This is a genomic window from Streptomyces yongxingensis (assembly GCF_055597465.1).
This window is the reverse complement of sequence record NZ_CM145717.1, coordinates 7,239,191-7,259,975: the sequence shown is the minus strand read 5'-3', so window position 1 is coordinate 7,259,975 and position 20,785 is coordinate 7,239,191. Positions and strand designations below refer to the sequence as shown.

The window sequence follows — 20,785 nt, the reverse complement described above, 5'->3', positions numbered from 1 at the left end:
GACGGGGTGACAAAACATCAATGAATCAGACATTCCGCCAGAGCCTCCTGCGGGGCATATGCCCCAATTAAGCGGGATGAAAGCCATCAGAACGGACAGTCTGCGCACGGATATCGAATGATCGCATCGCTTTGTCGACTCCCCGGTCGACTTACCGGGGCCGACTATCGGCCGCGGTGCGAAGACCATGAACGGAAAGCAAACTGAACGAGGTTTTACGCAATACAGGTTTCAGCGCTATCGTGCCTCAGATGTTTCACGCTGCCATGACTCCCCCACGCGCAGTGAGGTCCCGGGTGCTCTCCCCCAGTTCCTGGTGGGAGGGCCTGTGACCAACTCCCTGCGCCCGCACGGTTATCAGCGGACCCCGCTCCCCCAGGAGGCGGCGCCCACTCCCCCCTCGCCGCGGGCCGACGAACCAGGGCAGCAGGCGACCACCCCGCCCGCCGCCTCCCCCGCCGGGCAGAAGCCCAAACAGCGGGACGCGTTCTTCGACAACGCGAAGTACCTCGCGATCGTGCTGGTCGCGATGGCCCACTCCTGGGAGCCGCTCACCGACAGCAGCCGCACCGCGGAAGCGCTGTACATGGTCGTGTACACCTTCCACATGCCGGCCTTCATCCTGATCTCCGGCTACTTCTCGCGCAGCTTCGACATGCGGCCGGACCGGCTCAAGCGGCTGATCACCGGCATCGCGGTGCCCTATCTGATCTTCGAGGTCGCGTACACGCTGTTCAAGCGCTGGGCGGACGACGACCCGACGTACGACTTCAGCCTGCTGGACCCCTGGTACCTCACCTGGTTCCTGGTCGCGCTGTTCGTATGGCGGCTGACCACTCCGATCTGGAAGCTGGTGCGCTGGCCGCTCCCGCTCGCGCTCGCCGTCGCCACGCTCGCGGCGGTCTCGCCCGACATCGGCGACGACCTGGACATGCAGCGGCTGCTGCAGTTCCTGCCGTTCTTCGTCCTCGGCCTGTGCATGAAGCCCGAGCACTTCCAGATGATCCGCCGCCGCTCGGTGCGGATCGCGTCGGTGCCGATCTTCGCGTGTGCCCTCGTGTTCGCCTACTGGGCGGCGCCGCGGATGAGCTCGGCGTGGTTCTACCACCGCGACAGCGTCCAGGAGCTGGGTGCCCCGCCGTGGACCGGCCCGGTGATGACGCTCGCCCTCTTCGGCTGCTCGGTCGTGCTCGTCGGCTGCTTCTTCGCCTGGGTGCCGCGGCGCCACATGTGGTTCACGGTGCTGGGCGCCGGGACGCTGTACGGCTATCTGCTGCACGGCTTCCTGGCCAAGGGCTCCCGGTTCTGGGGCTGGTTCGACGAGTACGAGTGGCTGCACAAGCCGCTGGGGGAGATCGCGGTCACGATCATCGCCGCCACCGTGGTCACCGTGCTGTGCACGCCTCCCGTCCAGCGCGCCTTCCGCTTCGCCATGGAGCCGAAGATGGCCTGGGCCTTCCGTAAGGACCCCGCCGAACAGGCCCGCAGCCGTACGACGACGGCGGCCTAGCGCGCCTGACGGTCACGCCGAGAAGGGCCGGCCCGCGGATCCCGCGGACCGGCCCTTCTCGGCTCTTCTCGGCTCTTCCAAGGCTCACGGCTTCGGCGTCGTGCGGCGCAGCGCCGCACGGGCCGGGAGCGCCGTCGCCGCGAGCCCCAGCGCCACGGCGGTGCCCGCGAAGCCCGCGTAGGTCAGCGGCGGGACGTACGGGTTCTCGCCGGTCAGACCGCGCATCATCGGCACGAGTGTGGCCAGGGCGATCGCCGTGCCCAGGCCGATGCCCGCCGTGGCCACCAGCAGCGCCTCCCAGCGCACCATCCCGAGCACCTGCCGCCGGGTGCTGCCGATCAGCCGCAGCATGCCCAGCTCGCGGCGGCGGTCCAGCACGGTCATCACCAGGGTGTTGACGGCGGCGACGGCCGCGAAGCCGCCGAGGACGCCCGCCATGACGGTGTTGGCCCAGGTGTTCAGCTTCCGCTCCTCGTCCTGGGCCGCCGCATAGCCGTCCCGGTCGGTGACGTCCTCGCCGAGCCGCCGGCCGAGCGCCGCGGCGACGGCCTTACGGTCGGCGCCTTCGGCGTCCCGCACCAGCACATCGCTGTCGAACGACGACGTCACATGGCCGGACAGGGCCGTGCGGGGAAGCGTGAGCTCGGCGATCCCCAGCCCTCGCCCGTAGATCGCGACCACGGTGGGCGAGATCGTCGTACCGTCCGGGAGGTGGAGGGCGAGCCGGTGGCCGACCCTGGCATGCGCCGCCTTCGCCAGCAGCCCGTCCACGGCCACCCGGCCCGGTCCCAGGGCGTCCAGGCGCCCCTTGCGGACGTCCAGGTCCTGTACGGCCGCCAGGTCGCGGCCGCCCCCGGAGACACCCTGCGCCGACGCGGCCCGCAGCCAGCGGCCGTCGCCCGAGCCCACCGGGACCAGCACCCCGGTGCGCAGCAGCCCCACGGACGCGGCCACGCCCCGTACGGAAGCGGCGCGGGCCGCCGTACCGGACGGCAGCCCGTCCGGGGCGGAGATCACCTGGTCGGCCACGATGCCCGCCCGCCGCTGTCGGGCGCCCGTGTGGTCCTCGCTGGTGTGCATGAAGACCAGGGTCGAGGCGAAGGCCATGGCCAGCACGATCGGGGTGATCGCCGAGGCCAGGCGGCGGGCGTTGGCCCGGCTGTTGGCCGAGGCCAGATGGGCCGGCGCCGGTCCGGCGCGCAGCGGCAGGCCGATCAGCCAGGCGCACAGGCGGGCGATGACCGGGCCGAGCAGGGCCACGGCGAGCATGAAGAGCATCACGACCCCGAGGGCGGCGTTGGCCGCGTCGTCTCCGGAGGCCGAGGCGGCGACGCCGGTCATGATGACGCCCCCGACCAGGGCCGCGACGCCGAGGACCGTACGGATCACACCGGGCCGCAGCCGCTCCACGGCCGCCTCGCCGAGCGCCCGGCCCGGCGGGATCCGCGCCGGGCGGCGGGCGGCCATCAGGCCCGCCAGGAGCGAGGTGAGGAGGCCCGCGCCAACGGCGACGAGGAGCGGGATCCAGGAGATGGCGAGCTCCACGGGCCCGGGGATGGCGCCCTTCTCCTTGAGCTGCCCGAACCACCAGCGGGCGAGCGCGCATCCGGGCAGCAGGCCGACCGCGCCCGCCAGCGGGGCGACCAGCAGCGCCTCGGCCGCGACCGAACGGCGGATCTGGCGCGGGGTGGCGCCGATCGCCCGCAGCAGGGCCATCTCGCGGCCGCGCTGGCCCACGGAGAGGGCGACGGTGCCCGCGGTGGTGAAGACGGCGACGGCGGTCGCGATGCCGCCGAAGGAGCCGCCGAGCGCGGTGAGCATCTCCTTGGCGTTGGCGAGCGAGGGCTCCTCGATCGCGCCGCGCCCGCCGCCGGTGTGCACCCGGGGGGAGTGCGCCGCGCCCTTCACGGTCCGCTCCAGGTGTCCGGCCAGCCGGTCGGGGCTGGTGCCGGAGCGGGGGCGGACGAGGACGGCGTCCACGGTGGTGGGGTGACCGCTCAGCGCACGGGCCCGGCGGTCGGTGAACCAGGCCGTAGGGCCGTCACCGTCGGCGCCGCCCGCCTTACGGGTCACACCGGAGACCCGGAAGGTGTGGCGCCCGTCCGGCGCGGTCACCGTGATCCGGCCGCCGACGCCGGTGCCCGCCGCACGGGCGGCCCCGGGGCTGAGCACCGCCTCGCCCTCACGGGGCGCGGCGCCCGAGGCGAGCGCCACCCCCGTGAAGGGCGCCGCGCCCCAGCCGTGGCCGGTGAACGCCCCATGGGCGGTGCGCAGGGGGAAGGTCACGTCCGGTGCCGCGGCCGCGGCACCGGGGGCGTGGGCGGCGGTGGCCACCAGGGAGGCGTCGAGCCGGGCGCGGTCGGGGACCTGCTCGGACTCCTCCGAGCGGCCGTCGCCGTGGCCGATGACGTAGCGCACCCGCTGGTCGGCGGCGATCACGACCGGGGCGCTCGCGTAGCGCTGCGGCGGTACGGAGGCCCGTAGCCCGGTCTCCAGCAGGATGCCGCACGCGGACACGATCGCCGCGGCCATGGCCAGGGCGACGAAGGTGCCCGCGCAGGCGGATGGCTTGAAACGGACGGCGGCGCGGGCCAGCCCGTTGGTGAGCGGCCTCATCGGGCCCTCTCCTCGGCCCGGGCGCCCGCGAGGGCCGGAGTGCGGGCGGTGAGGCGGGTCATCCGCTCGGCGATCTCGTGTGCGGGCGAGCGGAGGAGCCGGTCGGCGATCGCGCCGTCGGCGAGGAACAGCACACGGTCGGCGTAGCTCGCGGCGACGGGGTCGTGGGTGACCATCACGACGGTCGCACCCAGCGCGTCCACGGCCTGCCGCAGGAGGGTGAGCACCTCTGCGGCGGTGTTGGTGTCCAGGGCGCCGGTCGGCTCGTCGGCGAAGACCACGTCGGGGCGGGTGACGAGGGCTCGGGCGATGGCCACGCGCTGTTGCTGGCCGCCGGAGAGCTCACCGGGCCGCCGCCTGGCCTGGTCCCCCAGGCCGACCTGGGTGAGCACCTCGTGGGCCCGGTGGCGGTCCGGGCGGGCGCCCGCGAGCCGCATCGGGAGCAGCACGTTCTGCTCGACGGTCAGGGAGGGGAGGAGGTTGAAGGACTGGAAGACGAACCCGAGGCGGGCGCGGCGCAACGCGGTCAGCCGGTTCTCACTCATTCCGGTGATTTCGGTGCCACCGAGTTTGACGGTCCCGGCGGTCGGCCGGTCGAGCCCGGCGGCGCACTGCAGGAATGTCGACTTGCCGCAGCCGGAGGGGCCCATGACGGCGGTGAAGCTGCCGTGCGGAAGGGCCAGGTCGATGCCGCGCAGGGCGTGGACGGCGGTGCGGCCCCGGCCGTAGCGGCGCTGGACGCCGTGGAGTTCGATGGCATGGGCGTGGTGCGGGGCCGGTGCCGCCGCCGTCTGTCGCCGCTTGCGCAGCCCCATGGTGGTGACCCTTCCGAGGAGTTCGCCCGATTCCCCTCGAACGTACGGATCACGGCCCCTGCGCGGCCATGACGGCCACCGGCGTATCCGAGGTGGGGCTAACCCCCGCCGGGCGGGCCGATCGGACCGTAAGGCGCCGCGGGGCAGTCCGGCGCGGCCGTAAGGCGGCCGTACTGGCTGCGGAGAGGCACCCCTACCGGTGGCCGCGAGGCGCCTCTACCGGCCGCCGCGAGCCACCCCTACTGGCGGCAGATCAGCAGCAGGGCGCGGTCGTCGTTGACGTCCTTGGCGACCGTCTCGATCAGGTGCCAGGCCGCGCCGTGGAAGCCGGAGCCGACATAGCGGTCCGCCTCGCCGGTGAGGCGGTCGATGCCCTCGCTGATGTCCCGGTCGGCGGTCTCCACGAGGCCGTCGGTGAAGAGCATCAGGACGTCGCCGGGCCGCAGGGTGCCCTTGGTGGGGTCGAATTGGGCGCCGTCGTAGACGCCCAGCAGCGGGCCGTCGGCGGACTTCTCCTCCCACTTGCCGGTGCCCGCGCTCAACTGGAGCGCGGGCAGATGTCCGGCGGAGAAGAGCTCGAAGTCGCCGCTGTCGAGGTCGAGGACGAGATGGATGGAGGTCGCGAAGCCCTCGTCCCAGTCCTGGCGCAGGAGATAGCCGTTGGCGGCCGGGAGGAAGCCGTGCGGGGGCAGGGAGCCGAGGAGGCCGCCGAAGGCGCCGGAGAGCAGCAGGGCGCGCGAGGCGGCGTCCATGCCCTTGCCGGAGACGTCGGTGAGGACGACCTCGAGGGTGCGGCCGCCGCCGGTGCGGGCGGCCACGACGAAGTCACCGGAGAAGGACTGCCCGCCGGCCGGGCGCAGCGCCATCTCGCGGTGCCAGCCGCGCGGCAGGTTGGGCAGCTTGCTCTGGACGCGGATGCGCTCGCGCAGGTCGAAGAGCATGGTGCCGCCGCGCCGCCAGGGCACCCCGACGCGGCTGCGGAACTGGGCGATCAGCAGGCCGAAGAAGCCGACGGCGGCGACGACCAGGATGGTGCCGGGAGTGACCCGCGAGGAGGCGTCCTCCTCGGTGTACGGGCCGAGCACGGCGGACTCCACGATCAGGGCCGTGGCGGCCGCCGCGTACAGGGCGAGCAGGCTGGCGGGGCGCAGCAGCAGCCCGCCCGCGACGATGGGCAGGACCAGGGCGGACGGGGAGCACCAGTCGGGCTGGGCGATGGTGCCTCCGGCGATGGCGGGGACGCCGAGGAGCAGCGCGGTCAGGGCGAGCCGGTCGGAGCCCTCACCCCGGAAGTAGTCCACTCCGGCTTTGCGCACGCCTGTGCGAGCCCGGTGCAGAGCTCTGCGCATCCGGGCCCACGGAGTGTCCACGCCGCCAGTCATTGCATCGGGACCCTACCCACCCGTTCGGACGCGCGTCGATTCGTGGCGCGTTGAACCACCCAGCCAGGGGGGCAATCGTAAGCGAAATTCGTTCGCGTGTACGGGAAACGGCTGCTAGGGATGGGAATATGAGGACTGAGCTGCGCGTGCTCGACCCATCGATTTGGGATGATTGGTACGGAAAACTGGTACTCGCATTCGGGGGAGTTCCCGAAGCGCCGGAGGAATCCGCGCTCTGGCGGGAGTTGACCGAATGCGAGCGCTCGATCGGCGCCTGGGACGGCGCCGACATCGTCGGCACGGCAGGGCTGTTCAGCTTCCGGCTGTCGGTCCCGGGCGGCGGGATCGTCCCGGCGGCCGGGGTCACGATGGTGAGCGTGCAGGCCACGCACCGGCGGCGCGGGGTGCTCCGGGCCATGATGCGGCGGCAATTGGACGACATCCGCGCGGCGGGCGATGAACCACTGGCCGTTCTGACCGCTTCGGAACCGGACATCTACGGACGGTTCGGCTACGGCGCGGCCACGCAGAACGCCTACGCCGAGATCGACACCTCCCAGGTGCGGCTGACCGTCCCCGAAGGCGCCGACGACGTGCGGCTGCGCGCCGTGCCCCCGGAGTCCGCCGTCGAGGCGTGCGAGGCTGTCTACGCCCGGCGGGTGCGCACCCGGCCGGGCATGCTGGAGCGGATCCCCGGCTGGGAGCGGGTGCCGCTGCTGGACCCGCCGGGCGACCGCGAGGGGGCGTCCCCGCTGCGCTGTGTGCTGGCCGAGTCGGGCGGCGAGGTCAGCGGCTACGTGCGGTTCGCGGTCAAGCCCGACTGGGATCTGGCCGGGCCGAAGGGCACGGTCGTCCTGCGCGACCTGGAGGCCCTGGACCCGGCGTCCTACGCGGCGCTGTGGCGCTTCCTCTTCGACCTCGACCTGACCTCGGTGGTCCGTACCGGCCCCCGCCCGGTCGACGATCCCTGGCAGCTCCTGGTCTCGGACATCCGGCGGTGCGCCGTAAGGCTGCGCGACTCGCTGTTCGTCCGCCTGGTGGACGTGGGGGCCGCGCTCGAGGCGCGGGCGTACACGACGCCCGTGGAGACCGTCCTGGAGGTCACGGACCCCTTCTGCCCCTGGAACGAGGGGCGCTGGCGGCTGAGCGGCGACGCCAAGGGCGCCTCCTGCGAGCGCACGGACGACGCTCCCGATCTCCGGCTGGGCGTGCGGGACCTGGGAGCGGCGTATCTCGGTGGGGTCTCGCTGACCACGCTGGCGGGTGCGGGACGCGTCCAGGAGGTCCGTCAGGGCGCCCTTACGGAGGCCACGACCGCGTTCGCGTCCCCGGTCGCCCCGTGGCTGCCCCACGGCTTCTGAGAGCTCAGGCTCTCTGACAGTCAGGGCACCAGAAGAGATTGCGGGCGGCGAGATCGGCGGTGCGGATCTCGCCACCACAGATGTGGCAGGGCTGTCCGGCGCGCCGGTAGACATAGACCTCGCCGCCGTGGTCGTCCACGCGCGGCGGGCGGTCCATCGCCTCGGGGGTGTGCTCGGGGCGGACCGTGTCGATCCGGTTGTTCCGCACCCCCTCGCGCATCAGCGCCACCAGGTCGGCCCATATCGCGTCCCATTCGGCGCGGGTCAGCGCACGGCCGGGCCGGTAGGGGTCGATCCCGTGCCGGAAGAGCACCTCGGCGCGGTAGACGTTCCCGACCCCGGAGATCACCTTCTGGTCCATGAGCAGCGCGGCCACGCTGACCCGGCTGCGGCGGATCCGGACCCAGGCCCGCTCGCCGTCGTCCGCCGGGCGCAGCGGATCGGGGCCCAGCCGGTCGTGGATCACCTGCTTCTCCCCGTCGGTGACCAGCGCACAGGCGGTCGGGCCGCGCAGATCCGCGTACCCCTCGGGGTTCGCCAGCCGCAGCCGGACGGTGTCGGTGGGCGGCGGGGCGGGGGCCGGGCCGAAGGCGTACGTACCGAAGAGCCCCAGGTGGACATGGACCCAGCCGGTGGCCGCGAAGTCCAGGAAGAGGTGCTTGCCGTGGGCCTCGGCGTGGCGCAGCGGCCGGCCGTCGATCAGCCCGGCGCCGTCGGCGAACTTCCCCTGTGGGCTGGTGGCCCGGACGGGCCGGCCGCCGAAGGTCTCGAGGTGATCGGCGGCCAGCCGGTGGATCGTGTGCCCTTCGGGCATCAGTCGCCTTGCGGGTGATGGGCCGGGATGGGCGGCAGCTCGCCGGTGGTCTCGTAACCGCTGAGCATCTCGATACGGCGGGTGTGCCGCTCCTCGCCCGAGTACGGGGTGTTCAGGAAAATCTCGACAAACTTGGTGGCCTCGTCCTGGGTGTGCATCCGGGCGCCGACGCTGATGACATTGGCGTTGTTGTGCTCACGGCCGAGGGCCGCGGTCTCCTCGCTCCAGGCGAGTGCCGCGCGCACCCCCTTGACCTTGTTCGCCGCGATCTGCTCACCATTGCCGGATCCGCCGATGACGATGCCGAGGCCCTGCGGGTCGGCGGCGGTCCGCTCCGCGGCGCGCAGGCAGAACGGCGGGTAGTCGTCCTGGGCGTCGTAGAGGTGCGGGCCGCAGTCGACGGGCTCGTGGCCGGCCGCTTTGAGCCACTCCACGAGGTGGTTCTTGAGTTCGAAACCGGCATGGTCGGAGCCGAGGTACACGCGCATGCACCGAGTGTGTCATGGCCGTGTGGCCCTCGCCGCTCAGGGTAGGCGTCGCATAAATCTCTGTAATGCCAAAGAACCTCATGAAAACCTCAAGTAACAATCTGGATTCAAAGGTTCAACTGGCCGACCTCCTGAGATTCACTGGCGTCGCTCGTAACGCGAGAGCAAAGGAATCGAGCACATGAGCGCACAACCTGCGACCACGCCGGAGCAGCAGCGGGCTCCCGGAGACCCGGGCTCGCCCGACGGCCTCAAGGCGGGACTCAAGAACCGCCATCTTTCGATGATCGCGATCGGCGGCGTGATCGGCGCCGGCCTCTTCGTCGGTTCCAGTGCGGGTATCGCCAAGGCCGGACCCGGCATTCTCATCTCGTATGCGCTGGTCGGCCTCATGGTCGTCTTCGTCATGCGGATGCTCGGCGAGATGTCCGCCGCCAATCCCACCTCCGGCTCCTTCTCCGCCTACGCCGACCGGGCGCTCGGCCGCTGGGCCGGTTTCTCCATCGGCTGGCTGTACTGGTTCTTCTGGGTCGTGGTGCTGGCGGTCGAGGCCACCGCCGGCGCCAAGATCCTGGAGGGCTGGTGGCCGGCCGTCCCGCAGTGGGGCTGGGCGCTGATCGTGATGGTGGTGCTCACCGCGACCAACCTGGTCTCGGTCGGCTCCTACGGTGAGTTCGAGTTCTGGTTCGCCGGGATCAAGGTCGTGGCGATCGCCGCGTTCATCGTGGTCGGCGGGCTCGCGGTGTTCGGGCTGCTGCCGCATTCGGACAACGAGGGCGCGGGCCTGGCCCACCTCACCGACCACGGCGGCTTCCTGCCGAACGGGCCGGGCGCCATCCTCACCGGTGTGCTGCTGGTGGTCTTCTCCTTCATGGGCAGCGAGATCGTCACCCTCGCGGCCGGTGAGTCCGAGGACCCGCAGCGGGCGGTCACCAAGGCCACCAACAGCGTGATCTGGCGTATCGCGGTCTTCTACCTGGGCTCGATCTTCGTCGTGGTCACCCTGCTGCCCTGGGACGCCAAGGCGATCGCCGACAAGGGCAGCTATGTCGCGGCGCTCGACTCGGTCGGCATACCGCACGCCGGCGACATCATGAACGTGATCGTGCTGACCGCTGTGCTCTCGTGTCTGAACTCCGGCCTCTACACCGCCTCCCGCATGGCCTTCTCGCTCGGCCAGCGCGGTGACGCCCCGGCCGCCTTCGCCCGCACCAACTCCCGTGGCGTCCCGCAGGCCGCGATCCTCGGCTCGGTCATCTTCGGCTTCGTCGCGGTGTGGTTCAACTACCAGTGGCCGGACACCGTCTTCACCTTCCTGCTGAACTCCTCGGGTGCGGTCGCGCTCTTCGTATGGCTGGTGATCTGCTTCAGCCAGCTGCGGATGCGCGGGATGATCCTGCGCGAGAACCCCGAGAAGCTGATCGTCCGGATGTGGCTCTTCCCGTATCTGACCTGGGCGACGATCGCGATGATCTCGTTCGTCCTGGTCTACATGCTCACCGACAAGGACGGGCGCGAGCAGGTGATCCTCTCCGCGCTGGTGGCCGTGCTCGTGGTGGCTCTCGCCCTGGTCCGGGACCGGATCACCGGCGGCCGCGGCACCGCCCCGGCCGCCTCCTCGGACCCCGCCCCGAAGGAGCGGGCGGCCCCGTAGGAACGCGCTCCGCTGATCCTGATGCCTGTGCCCCTGGGTGGCGGCCGCTGTGTCGCCGCCCGGGGGCACAGCCGTGTCCGTGGCGTGTCGGGCGCGGCCGTGTCCGTGGCGTGTCGGGCCCGCAGGGCTCAGACGACGCGCGGAAGGACCCGCTCCGCGAAGCGCCGGACCGCGTCCAGCACCCCCATCCCCAGGTGCCCGACGCCGGGCACGATATCGAGGGTGACATCGATGCCCAGCTCGGTGTAGTTGTCCCGCAGCGCGGTGATGCGCTCCACACGGGTGCGCCCGACGGCGTCGGCGCCGTCCATCCAGTTGGAGTCACCGGGGTTGTTGATCTCCCAGGTCTCGGTGTCCTCCGCCCCGACCACCATGTGCACCGGCACCTTACGGATGTCCTCCAGCCGCAGCGGGGCCCCGAAGCGCTGCTCGAACCCCTTCGTGCCCAGCCACCACTCGCGGTCGGGGTCGATCAGCGTGACCCGGCCGGGCGCGCCGATGGACACTCCGCTCAGCCGGTCCGGGTGCAGATACAGGAAGCGGTGCGCGAACTGCCCGCCGCCCGAGAAGCCCTGGAGCAGAAAGCGCTCGGTGTCGATGTGGAACCGCTCCCCCGCCTCGGCCACGATCGCGAGCAGTTGCTCGTCGTAGCGGATGCCGCGGTACTCGATGAACTTGAAGTTGTGGAGGTCCTCCGGGTCGTCGATGCCCGCCGGGAACATCGGGGTGAGCACGACACAGCCGTGCCGCTCGGAGAACTCGGCCATCGCGTCCCGGTACTGGGACGCGGTGCGCCCGGTGCCGTGCTGGATCACCATGAGCGGCAGCGGGGTGTCGGTGGTCTCGTGGACGGACGGGATGTGCAGGCCGTACGAGAACCGCTGGTCGTGCCGGGAGGCGAACCAGGTGGTGGAGCCGGTGCGGTAGAACGCCTTGGTGGTCTTGACGTGGGGGGTGGTCACGTATCGCTTCCTTCTGCCGTCGCGGGTGCCGCCACGATCCGCAACGGTCGGCGCACGCTCAAGATGATTGCCGCCTGAGCGTCAATACCTCCGCCGACGCTTTCTCAGCGGTGCAGCGCGGAGAGCAGGTCGACGCCGAGATTGCGCACCGCCGCCTCGTCCAGCTGATAGTGCACCCGCGCCCCCTCCCGGTGGGTGTGCACCATTCCGGCCTCCCGCAGCTTGCGCAGATGCCGCGACATCTGCGGCGGCGTCATCTCGAACTGGGTGGCCAGCTCCGTCGTCGTCATCGACTGCCGCAGCAGCGCCCGGCACATCCGGATGCGCAGCGGCTCGTCCAGCGCCCGCAGCCCGCGCATCACCACGTCCAGGGCGGTCGGCTCCGCGCCCGCCCCGTCGCGCACCGGGTACTGCACCACGACCGGGTAGCCGGGGTAGTGCTTGATCGCGAGATGCGGGTTGATGTGCAGCGACGGCACCAGCAGACAGGGGCTGTCGGCGAGGCTGGCCCGCGCGTTGTAGAGCTTGTCGAAGACCACTCGGGGCGGGTCCTGCTCCATGCGGGCGGTGGGGAATCCGGCCAGCACCGCCGCCCCGTAGCGGGAGTGTTCATGGGAGCGGACCCGGGCGTCGGCCTCCAGGGTGGGGCGCAGCCGCGTCCACTCCGCCTCGAAGACCTCCTCGGCCACGGCGGACAGGAAGGCGAGGAGGCCGTCGCGGAAACCGGCCGGATCGGCCAGCAGTCGCAGCCCCAGGGCGAACCGGCGCTCGGAGAGCTGCCGCAGCCGGGCCAGGAAGCGCTCCGGCGCGCGGCCGCCGCGCCGGGATCCGGGGCCCGGGCCGTGGCCGAAGCCGGGGCCGTGGCCAGACCCCGGGCCGTGGCCGTTCTTGCCGACGAGCGCCTGCTCGGTCATGGTCGTGAACGTCTCCTCGTCCAGCCGCGCCACCTCCGCCAGCTCCTCCTCCAGCTCGCGCTCCGGGCCCGGGGTGAGGGGCAGCAGATAGCGGGCGCGGAAGGCGCCCCACAGCGGCGCCCACCCACCGGCCCGCTCCAGCAGCCGCTCGTCCGCGCCCTGCAGGACCGCACCCACCCAGCGCCTGCTGGCCGGATGGTGGCGTGGCCCGTCCAGCGCGTGCAGACAGGCACACAGCTCGGCGAGCGGGGACAGACGGGTGCTGATGCGGTGCTCCGGGGCGGACCCCAGCTCGATCACGACGGGCATCCGGGCAGCGTCTGCCATTGATGCCTTCGAGTCAATCGTCTTGTACGGGCCGCTGGGGGAGGCGCAAGCTCCAGCCCACTTCGGCTTCCCCTCCCTCGCCTGGAGCGTCCCCATGCCTCCTCTCCTCAGGAACGGCCCTCGTCTGGCAGTGGTGGCCGCCCTCGTGGCCACGGTGAGCAGTGCGTGCACCATCGGTTCGCTGGACGACTCCGGCGCCGTCGCCGACTACCCCTCCCGGGGGCTGTCGATCCTCGCTCCCGGGAGCGTCGGCGGCGGCTGGGACTCGCGGGCGCGCGGCATCGGTTCCGCGCTCACCGGCTGCGAGATCATCGATGAGGACGTCACGGTCACCAACGCGCCGGGCGCGGGCGGCACCATCGGGCTCGCCCGGATGGCGGGGCGGGAAGGCGATCCGTACCAGCTGATGACCATGGACACGGTGACCATGATCGGCGGCGCCATCCAGAACCACTCCCCCGTGAAGCTGTCCGAGCTCACCCCCGTGGCGGGGCTCACGGTGAGCACCTCCGCGATCGTGGTGCCCGCCCGCTCCCCCTTCCACGACCTGCGCTCGGTGCTGGCCGCCATGCGGAAGGACCCCAGGCGGACGTCCTGGGTGGGCGGTTCGCTGGGCGGCCCGGACCACATCACGGTGGCCGGGCTCGCCAAGGCCGAGGGCATCCCGGCGCGCAAGGTCACGTACGTACCCACCGGTGGCGGCGGAGAGGTGCTCAACCTGCTGCTGAGCGGGGCCTCGAAGGTCGGCCTCTCCACGCTGACGGAGGTCCGGCCGCAGATCGAGGCCGGGAAGCTGCGGGTCCTCGCGGTCAGCGGCGGCAAGGCTCCCGAGGGCATCGACGCTCCCACCCTCGGCGCACTCGGCTACGGGGACGAGTCCGTGGTGAGCGTCGGCGGGGTCATGGCCCCGCCCGGGCTGAGCGACGACGAACAGCGGGCGATCGTGAGGGTGGTGGACCGGATGCGCCGGACTTCGTGCTGGAAACGGGCGTTGCGGCAGAACGACTGGAAGGACGTGTGGGTGCCGGGGAAGAAGTACGGCGCCCTGATCGACAAACAGCAGCGCCAGGTCGGCCAGGCGCTCACGTCCGTGGGACTCGGCTCATGAGCGCGCACGACGAGGCGGTGAGCGCGCGGGGCGAAGCGGCGAACCCGCGGGACGAGGCGGCGAACCTGACGCTGGACGCCGCGACGAACCCGGCAGAGGGCAGCGCGGCGCCCGATGCCGCGGGCGCCGTCGCCCCGCCCGACGAGCGGCCCTGGAGCCCGCGGATAGCCGCGCTGCTCTTCCTCGCGGCGGGCGTGGCCGTGCTGGGCTGGGCCTTCGCCATCCCCGAGGGGGCCATCGACCAGGACGTGGGCCCCCGTGCGTTCCCCCTGCTGGTCGGCGTGGGGCTGTGCGTGGCGGCCTCGGTCGCCGTCGTCCAGGCGTTCCGCGGCAGCGACCCGGCGCTGACCGAGCAGGCGCGCGAGGAGGCCAGGCTGACCGAGTGGCGTCCGGTGGCGGCCTTGCTGGCGCTGCTGGTCTGCTATCTGTTCGCGCTCGCTCCTTGCGGCTATTGGCAGTCGACCGCCGTGCTCTTCGCGCTGGCCGCCCGGGTGCTCGGCAGCCGCCGGATCCTCCGTGACGCCCTGATCGGCCTGGTGCTCGCGCTGGCCGTGTACTTCCTCTTCGACCGTCTGCTGGGCATCCACCTGCCGCCCGGCATCGTCCGATTGGCGTTCTGACCATGGATGTCCTCAACGACCTCATGGGCGGATTCGGCAGCGCGTTCAGCCCCCTGCACCTGCTGCTGGCGTTCGCGGGCTGCACGCTCGGCTCGCTGGTCGGCGTGCTGCCCGGACTGGGCCCCGCCACCACGGTGGCGCTGCTGCTCCCGCTCACCTTCGTCTTCGACCCCACCGGCGCGCTGGTGCTCTTCGCGGGCATCTACTACGGCGGGATGTACGGCGGCTCCACCACGGCCATCCTGCTGAACGTGCCCGGCGAGACGGCGTCGGTCCCCACCACCCTGGAGGGCCATCCGATGGCCCGCTCCGGGCGCGCCGGGGCCGCGCTCGCCACGGCCGCCATCGGCTCGTTCGTGGCGGGCACGATCTCCACCGTCGGGATCACCTTCGCGGGCCCGGCCATGGCGCGGATCGCCGAGGAGATCCAGCCCGCGGAGTACTTCGCGGTGATGGTCCTCGCCTTCGCCACGGTCACCGCGGTCGTGGCCGACGCCCCCGCGCGCGGGCTGTGCAGCCTCTTCCTGGGCCTGGCCATCGGGCTCGTCGGCATCGACAGCCTCACCGGCCAGGCGCGCTACACCTTCGGGGTGCCGGAGCTGTACGACGGCGTCCAGATCGTGGCCGTCGCCGTCGGCCTCTTCGCGATCGGGGAGGCGCTCTACACCGCGGCCCGGCTGCGGCGGGCGCCCGAGGAGCGGATGCTCCCGGTGGGCGGCAGGATCGGGATGAGCCCCGAGGACTGGCGGCGGTCCTGGAAGCCGTGGCTGCGGGGTACGGCGATCGGGCTGCCGATCGGCGCCCTGCCCGCGGGCGGCGCGGAGATCCCCACGTTCCTGAGCTACAACGTGGAGAAGCGGCTGTCCCGGCACAAGCAGCAGTTCGGCAAGGGCGCCATCGAGGGCGTGGCCGGCCCCGAGGCCGCCAACAACGCCGCGTTCTCCGGGGTGCTGATGCCCCTGCTGACGCTGGGCATCCCCACCTCGGCGACGGCCGGCGTGCTGCTGATCGCGTTCCAGATGTACGACGTGCAGCCCGGCCCCCAGTTGTTCGAGACCCAGTCGGCGCTGGTCTGGACGCTGATCGCCAGCCTCTACATCGGCAATGTGATGCTGCTCGTGCTCAACCTGCCGCTGATCCCGCTGTGGGTGAAGCTCCTCCGGCTGCCCCGACCGCTGCTCACCGCGGGCATCCTGGTCTTCGCCGCCCTGGGGGTGTACGCCCTGTCCCAGAACGCGGTCGACCTCGGCATCGCGGTGCTCTTCGGCCTCCTGGGCTTCGGCATGCGCCGCAGCGGCTATCCCGTCGCCCCACTGATCCTGGGTGCCGTACTGGGGCCGATGGCGGAGACCCAGTTCCGTCGCGCGATGGCCTTCAGCGAGGGCGACTGGACGGTCTTCTTCACCCGCCCGCTCTCCGCGGCGATCCTGTGCCTGTCCCTGATCGCCCTGGCGGGCCCCATGGCCGCCCGCGCACTACGCCGCACGCGAGCCCGCGAGCCGGAACCGGCGGGCTGAACCCGGGCAAGGCCCCCGCGTGGCGGGGGCCTTGCCGGGGTTTCGCCGGCGGTCGGCGGGCCGTGGGGTGAAGCGGGCGCGGTGAGGGCTCCCTCGGGGCGGGGTGACGTCAGGGGACAGTTTCCCCACGCACACCTCTTGTCACCGAACGACCGGGTCCACAGAATCCTTCGGAGACCAGCTACGGCCCATATCGCGAACATCGTTCGATATATCGAATGGGAGTGGTTCCTCATGCGTCCCGTGCTCCACCGCCTCCGCCGCCTGCCGCGCTTATCCCGCCCCGAACGGTCACGGCCCAGGCGCCTGGCCGGGGCGCTGCTGGCCGGTCTGCTGACCGCCACCGGAGTGGGTACCGTCGCGTACGCGGCGCCCTCGGCCGGTGCGGCCCCCGCCGCCGGAAAGACCCTGGCCGTCACCGGAAAGACCCCGGCCGCCGCCCCGCAGACCGCCGTACCCGCCGCGCCCATGGGCTGGGCCTCCTGGAACAGCCTGGCCAGCCAGATCGACTACGACACGATCAAGGCCCAGGTGGACGCCCTGGTGTCCACCGGCATGGCCGAGGCGGGCTACACGTACGTCAACATCGACGAGGGCTGGTGGTGGGGCACCCGCGACAGCAAGGGCAACATCACCGTCGACACCAAGCAGTGGCCCGGCGGGATGAAGGCCATCGCCGACTACATCCACAGCAAGGGGCTCAAGGCCGGGATCTACACCGACGCCGGCAAGAACGGCTGCGGCTACTTCTACCCCACCCCGCCCGGCACCCCGCCCGCCCCCGGCAGCGGCAGCGAGGGCCACTACGAGCAGGATCTGCGGGCCTTCCAGGAGTGGGGCTTCGACTACGTCAAGGTCGACTGGTGCGGCGGCCAGGACGAGGGGCTCGACCAGGAGGCCACCTACCGGGCGCTCAGCGAGGCCAACGAGGCGGCGACCGCCGTCACCGGCCGCCGCCTCGTGCTGTCGCTGTGCGAATGGGGCTCGGGGCGGCCGTGGAACTGGGCCGCGGGCGTGGGCGATCTGTGGCGTACCAGCACCGACATCATCTACTGGGGGCAGACGCCCTCGGCCACCGCGATGCTGTCCAACTTCGACCAGGGCCTGCACCCCACCGCCCAGCACACCGGCTACTACAACGACCCGGACATGCTCATGGTCGGCATGAAAGGCTCCAACGCCACGCTCGACCGCACCCATATGAGCCTGTGGGCGATCTCCGGCGCCCCGCTGCTCGCCGGGAACGACCTCACCACCATGACGCGCGAGACCGCGGGCGTCTTCACCAACCCCGAGGTCATCGCCGTCGACCAGGACCCGCGCGGACTCCAGGGCGTGAAGGTCGCCGAGGACGCGGCGGGACTCCAGGTGTACGCCAAGGTGCTGGCCGGCACCGGGAAGCGCGCCGTGCTGCTGCTCAACCGCACCTCCGCCGCCAAGCCCGTCACCGCCCGCTGGACCGACCTCGGACTGACCGGCGCCGCCGCCTCGGTCCGTGACGTCTGGAAGCGCGCCTCGGTCGGCACCCACAGCGGCGGCTACACCGCCACCGTCCCGGCCGGGGAGGCCATGCTGCTGACCGTCTCGGGCACGGAAGCCCCCGGCACCGCGTACCAGAGCACCACCGGCTCCTTCACCGTCACCGCCAAGACGGCGGGGCTGAAACTGGCCGACATCACGTACGCGAACGGCGGCACCGCCCCGCGCACCGCCACCCTCCGCGTCGGCGGCCAGTACGCGACCACGCTCGCCCTGCCACCCACCGGCTCCGCCACCGCCCGCCGCACCGTCTCCGTCCTGCTCTCCCTGGCCAAGGGCGCCAACACCGTGACCGTGAGCGGGGGCCCGGACGCCATCAGCGTCCAGGACCTCCCGGGCACCGACGGCGTCCAGATCGTCGGCGCCGGCTCCGGGCGCTGCGTCGATCTGGACCAGAACACGATCACCAACGGCGCCCAGGCCCAGCTGTGGGACTGCCACGGCGGCCAGAACCAGCTCTTCCGGCACACCTCGCGCGACGAACTCACCGTCTACGGCGGCAAATGCCTGGGCGCCGAGAAGGACGGCACCGCCGACGGTACGAAGGTCGTCATCGGCGACTGCACCGGTGCCACCGGCCAGAAGTGGACGGTGAGCGCCTCCGGGACCCTCGTCCACCAGGGTTCCGGCCGCTGTCTGGACGCCTACGACAACGGCACGGGGAACGGCACCCGGCTGGTGCTGTGGAGCTGCCACAGCGGCCCCAACCAGCGCTGGACCCTCACCTGATCGGAGAAGAGGCAGGGCCTGATCGGAGAAAAGGCAGGGCCCCCGCGCGAGTCGACCGCGCGGGGGCCCGTTTTCCGCCTGCCCGTGAAGGTTGAGAAGACGATCACGTGAGCAGGAGGTCCCCTTACGGCGCGAGCAGCAGGTTGTGCGCTCGCTCCTTGGCGGCCGTGTAACGGCGCGCCACATCCTGCCAGTTGACGACCTTCCACATGGCCTCGATGAAGTCCACCTTCTGGTTCTTGTACTGCAGATAGAAGGCGTGCTCCCAGGCGTCGAAGACCAGGATCGGCACCGAGCCCTGCCCCACGTTCCCCTGGTGGTCGTAGACCTGCTCGACCACCAGCCGCCCGCTGACCGGCTCATACGCCAGCACGCCCCAGCCCGAGCCCTGGGTGGTGGCGGCGGCCTTGGAGAGCTGGGCCTTGAAGCCCGCGAAGGAGCCGAAGTGCTCGGCGATGGCGTCGGCCAGCTCCCCGACCCCATCCCTCTCCAGCGGCTCGCCGCCACCGTCACCGGTCATGTTGTGCCAGTAGATGCTGTGCAGGATGTGGCCGGACAGATGGAAGGCCAAGTTCTTCTCGAGCCCGTTGATCGAGCCCCACTGATCCTTGTCCCGCGCCTCCGCGAGCTGCTCCATCGTGTCGTTCGCGCCCTTGACGTACGCGGCGTGGTGCTTGTCGTGGTGCAGCTCGATGATCTCGGGACTGATGACCGGGGCCAGTGCCGAGTAGTCATACGGAAGTTCAGGAAGTGTGTAGATGGCCATGCGAAGCCCTTCGGACCGCTTATTGCAATTAACTTGCAAGTACACGCTAGCAGCAAGAGCGATTCCCGCCAGTCGGAACCGGAGGCCCGGGCCCAAAGGAGGCTCGGGCCCAAAGACGGAGGCGGGGCGGGTCCTCCTCTCGAGGACCCGCCCCGCCTCCACGCGCGGGATGGTGTGGGCTCAGCTCCGCGCCGCCGCCATCCGCTGCCGTACGAAGCCGATGATGGCGAGGGCGATCGCCATGACGGCCGTGGCGTACAGCTGGCTGCGGGTGTCGGCCTCGCGCAGCATCAGCAGCAGGACCCCGACCGTGGCGGCCAGGGCCACCCAGGTCAGGTACGGGAAGAGCCACATCTTCACGACGAGCTTCTCCGGGGCCTCGCGCTGCAGGCGGCTGCGCATCCGGAGCTGGGCTGCGGCGATGAAGCCCCAGACCACCAGCACCGCGGCGCCGACCATGTTGAGCAGCCACTTGAAGATGGTGTCCGGCCACCAGTAGCTGAGCAGCACCGCGACGAAGCCGAAGAAGGAGGAGGCGAGGACGGTGAGGCGGGGCACACCGCCGGTGACCCGGCCCAGGAAGGCGGGGCCCTCGCCGCGGGTGACCAGGGAGTAGGACATCCGGGAGGCGCCGTAGATGTTGGCGTTCATCGCGGAGAGCAGCGCGATCAGCACGATCACGTTCATGATGTCGCCGGCCGCGGGGATGTCGAGGTGGTTGAGCACGGCCACGTACGGGCCCTTCTCGACCACGGACTTGTCGTTCCACGGGATGAGCGTGACCACGACCAGCATCGAGCCGACGTAGAAGAGGGCGATGCGCCACATCGCGGTGCGCACCGCGCCCGCGACGCTCTTGACCGGGTTCTCGGACTCGGCCGCCGCGATCGTCACCGTCTCCAGGCCGCCGTACGCGAAGACGGAGGCCAGCAGGCCGACGACCAGGCCGTTCACCCCGTTGGGCAGGAAGCCGCCGTCACCGCTGAGGTGGGAGCCGCCCGGGGCGTCGGTACCGGGCAGGACGCCGAGGATCGCGAGTACGCCGAGGACGAGGAAGATCGCGATCGCGGCGATCTTCAGCGCGGCGAACCAGAACTCGAACTCGCCGAAGTTGCTGACCGCCGCGAGGTTCGTGCCGCAGAACATCGCCATGAAGAGGGCGACCCACATCCAGGATTCGCTGCCCGGGAACCACTGGACCATGATCCCGGCCGCGCCGATCGCCTCGGCGGCGATGCCCACGCACAGCAGGATCCAGAACATCCAGCCCACCGTGAACCCGGCCCAGGGCCCGATCGCCCGCTCGGCGTGCACGGAGAACGAGCCGGAGGCCGGGTTGGCCGCCGACATCTCGCCGAGCATCCGCATCACGAGCATCACCAGCAGCCCGGACAGCGCGTAGGCGACCACGATCGACGGACCGGCGGCGGCGATTCCGGCGCCGGAGCCGACGAACAGCCCCGCCCCGATCACGCCACCGAGTGCGATCATCGACAGATGGCGCTGCTTGAGGCCGTGGGAGAGCGGCGGCGTGGCGGTCGCGCCCGTGCCGGTCGCCTCGGCGCCGGATGGCGCCGAGGACGCGGATGTCCGGTTCATTCTTCTTCTCTGTCCCTTACGAGCGCCGGTGGCGGATGCAAAACGCCCCTAGTGTGAAGGGCGT

General features: G+C 71.5%; 16 protein-coding genes. 7 read left to right on the top strand and 9 right to left on the bottom strand.

Annotation, left to right across the window (positions count from 1 at the left end):
• The first annotated feature begins 328 nt into the window (after window positions 1-328).
• Window positions 329-1,510 carry an acyltransferase family protein gene (locus ACZ6TD_RS30810; protein WP_471343375.1) on the top strand — a complete coding sequence of 394 codons (1,182 nt, stop codon included), beginning with the start codon at window positions 329-331 and terminating at the stop codon, window positions 1,508-1,510.
• Between the two features lie 84 nt (window positions 1,511-1,594).
• On the opposite strand, the gene ACZ6TD_RS30805 is transcribed toward ACZ6TD_RS30810, so the two are convergent.
• The 3 genes from ACZ6TD_RS30805 to ACZ6TD_RS30795 all read right to left on the bottom strand — a co-directional run bounded on the left by ACZ6TD_RS30805 (window position 1,595) and on the right by ACZ6TD_RS30795 (window position 6,323).
• Window positions 1,595-4,126 carry an ABC transporter permease gene (locus ACZ6TD_RS30805; RefSeq protein ID WP_471343374.1) on the bottom strand — a complete coding sequence of 844 codons (2,532 nt, stop codon included), beginning with the start codon at window positions 4,124-4,126 and terminating at the stop codon, window positions 1,595-1,597.
• Entirely contained in the window at window positions 4,123-4,941 is an 819-nt protein-coding gene (locus ACZ6TD_RS30800; RefSeq protein ID WP_471343372.1) for an ABC transporter ATP-binding protein, read from the bottom strand. Before ACZ6TD_RS30800 ends, ACZ6TD_RS30805 begins: the two co-directional genes overlap by 4 nt.
• A 239-nt stretch (window positions 4,942-5,180) precedes the next feature.
• On the bottom strand, window positions 5,181-6,323 hold the full coding sequence (locus ACZ6TD_RS30795; protein ID WP_471343371.1) for a SpoIIE family protein phosphatase: 1,143 nt from the start codon (window positions 6,321-6,323) through the stop codon (window positions 5,181-5,183).
• 128 nt (window positions 6,324-6,451) lie between these two features.
• Here ACZ6TD_RS30795 and ACZ6TD_RS30790 point away from each other — a divergent pair, with 128 nt between their 5' ends.
• Window positions 6,452-7,684 (top strand): GNAT family N-acetyltransferase, encoded by a 1,233-nt coding sequence (locus tag ACZ6TD_RS30790; protein ID WP_471343369.1) that lies wholly within the window; start codon window positions 6,452-6,454, stop codon window positions 7,682-7,684.
• A gap of 4 nt (window positions 7,685-7,688) precedes the next feature.
• On the opposite strand, the gene ACZ6TD_RS30785 is transcribed toward ACZ6TD_RS30790, so the two are convergent.
• On the bottom strand, window positions 7,689-8,498 hold the full coding sequence (locus tag ACZ6TD_RS30785; protein WP_471343367.1) for an Fpg/Nei family DNA glycosylase: 810 nt from the start codon (window positions 8,496-8,498) through the stop codon (window positions 7,689-7,691).
• Entirely contained in the window at window positions 8,498-8,986 is a 489-nt protein-coding gene (locus ACZ6TD_RS30780; RefSeq protein WP_471343365.1) for a ribose-5-phosphate isomerase, read from the bottom strand. Before ACZ6TD_RS30780 ends, ACZ6TD_RS30785 begins: the two co-directional genes overlap by 1 nt.
• A gap of 181 nt (window positions 8,987-9,167) precedes the next feature.
• Between ACZ6TD_RS30780 and ACZ6TD_RS30775 the strand changes: the two genes are divergently transcribed.
• Window positions 9,168-10,640 (top strand): amino acid permease, encoded by a 1,473-nt coding sequence (locus ACZ6TD_RS30775; protein ID WP_471343364.1) that lies wholly within the window; start codon window positions 9,168-9,170, stop codon window positions 10,638-10,640.
• Window positions 10,641-10,768: 128 nt separating this feature from the next.
• Here the strand turns inward: ACZ6TD_RS30775 and ACZ6TD_RS30770 are convergent, their stop codons facing one another.
• Window positions 10,769-11,602 carry an alpha/beta hydrolase gene (locus ACZ6TD_RS30770; RefSeq protein ID WP_471343362.1) on the bottom strand — a complete coding sequence of 278 codons (834 nt, stop codon included), beginning with the start codon at window positions 11,600-11,602 and terminating at the stop codon, window positions 10,769-10,771.
• 104 nt (window positions 11,603-11,706) lie between these two features.
• On the bottom strand, window positions 11,707-12,825 hold the full coding sequence (locus ACZ6TD_RS30765) for a DUF5937 family protein (protein WP_471343361.1): 1,119 nt from the start codon (window positions 12,823-12,825) through the stop codon (window positions 11,707-11,709).
• A 112-nt stretch (window positions 12,826-12,937) separates the two neighbouring features.
• Between ACZ6TD_RS30765 and ACZ6TD_RS30760 the strand changes: the two genes are divergently transcribed.
• From ACZ6TD_RS30760 to ACZ6TD_RS30745, 4 genes are all read left to right on the top strand, one after another.
• Window positions 12,938-13,951 (top strand): Bug family tripartite tricarboxylate transporter substrate binding protein, encoded by a 1,014-nt coding sequence (locus ACZ6TD_RS30760; RefSeq protein WP_471343359.1) that lies wholly within the window; start codon window positions 12,938-12,940, stop codon window positions 13,949-13,951.
• Window positions 13,948-14,571: a tripartite tricarboxylate transporter TctB family protein gene (locus ACZ6TD_RS30755; protein WP_471343358.1), complete on the top strand. Its 624-nt coding sequence runs from the start codon at window positions 13,948-13,950 to the stop codon at window positions 14,569-14,571. The genes ACZ6TD_RS30760 and ACZ6TD_RS30755 overlap by 4 nt, the downstream gene beginning before the upstream one ends.
• Before the next feature lie 2 nt (window positions 14,572-14,573).
• Entirely contained in the window at window positions 14,574-16,088 is a 1,515-nt protein-coding gene (locus ACZ6TD_RS30750) for a tripartite tricarboxylate transporter permease (protein WP_471343356.1), read from the top strand.
• A gap of 234 nt (window positions 16,089-16,322) precedes the next feature.
• Window positions 16,323-18,356: a ricin-type beta-trefoil lectin domain protein gene (locus ACZ6TD_RS30745; RefSeq protein WP_471343355.1), complete on the top strand. Its 2,034-nt coding sequence runs from the start codon at window positions 16,323-16,325 to the stop codon at window positions 18,354-18,356.
• Window positions 18,357-18,480: 124 nt separating this feature from the next.
• On the opposite strand, the gene ACZ6TD_RS30740 is transcribed toward ACZ6TD_RS30745, so the two are convergent.
• Together ACZ6TD_RS30740 and ACZ6TD_RS30735 are read right to left on the bottom strand one after the other, a co-directional pair.
• On the bottom strand, window positions 18,481-19,122 hold the full coding sequence (locus ACZ6TD_RS30740) for a superoxide dismutase (protein ID WP_470005767.1): 642 nt from the start codon (window positions 19,120-19,122) through the stop codon (window positions 18,481-18,483).
• Between the two features lie 180 nt (window positions 19,123-19,302).
• Window positions 19,303-20,721 (bottom strand): amino acid permease, encoded by a 1,419-nt coding sequence (locus tag ACZ6TD_RS30735; RefSeq protein ID WP_471343353.1) that lies wholly within the window; start codon window positions 20,719-20,721, stop codon window positions 19,303-19,305.
• Window positions 20,722-20,785 lie beyond the last annotated feature (64 nt).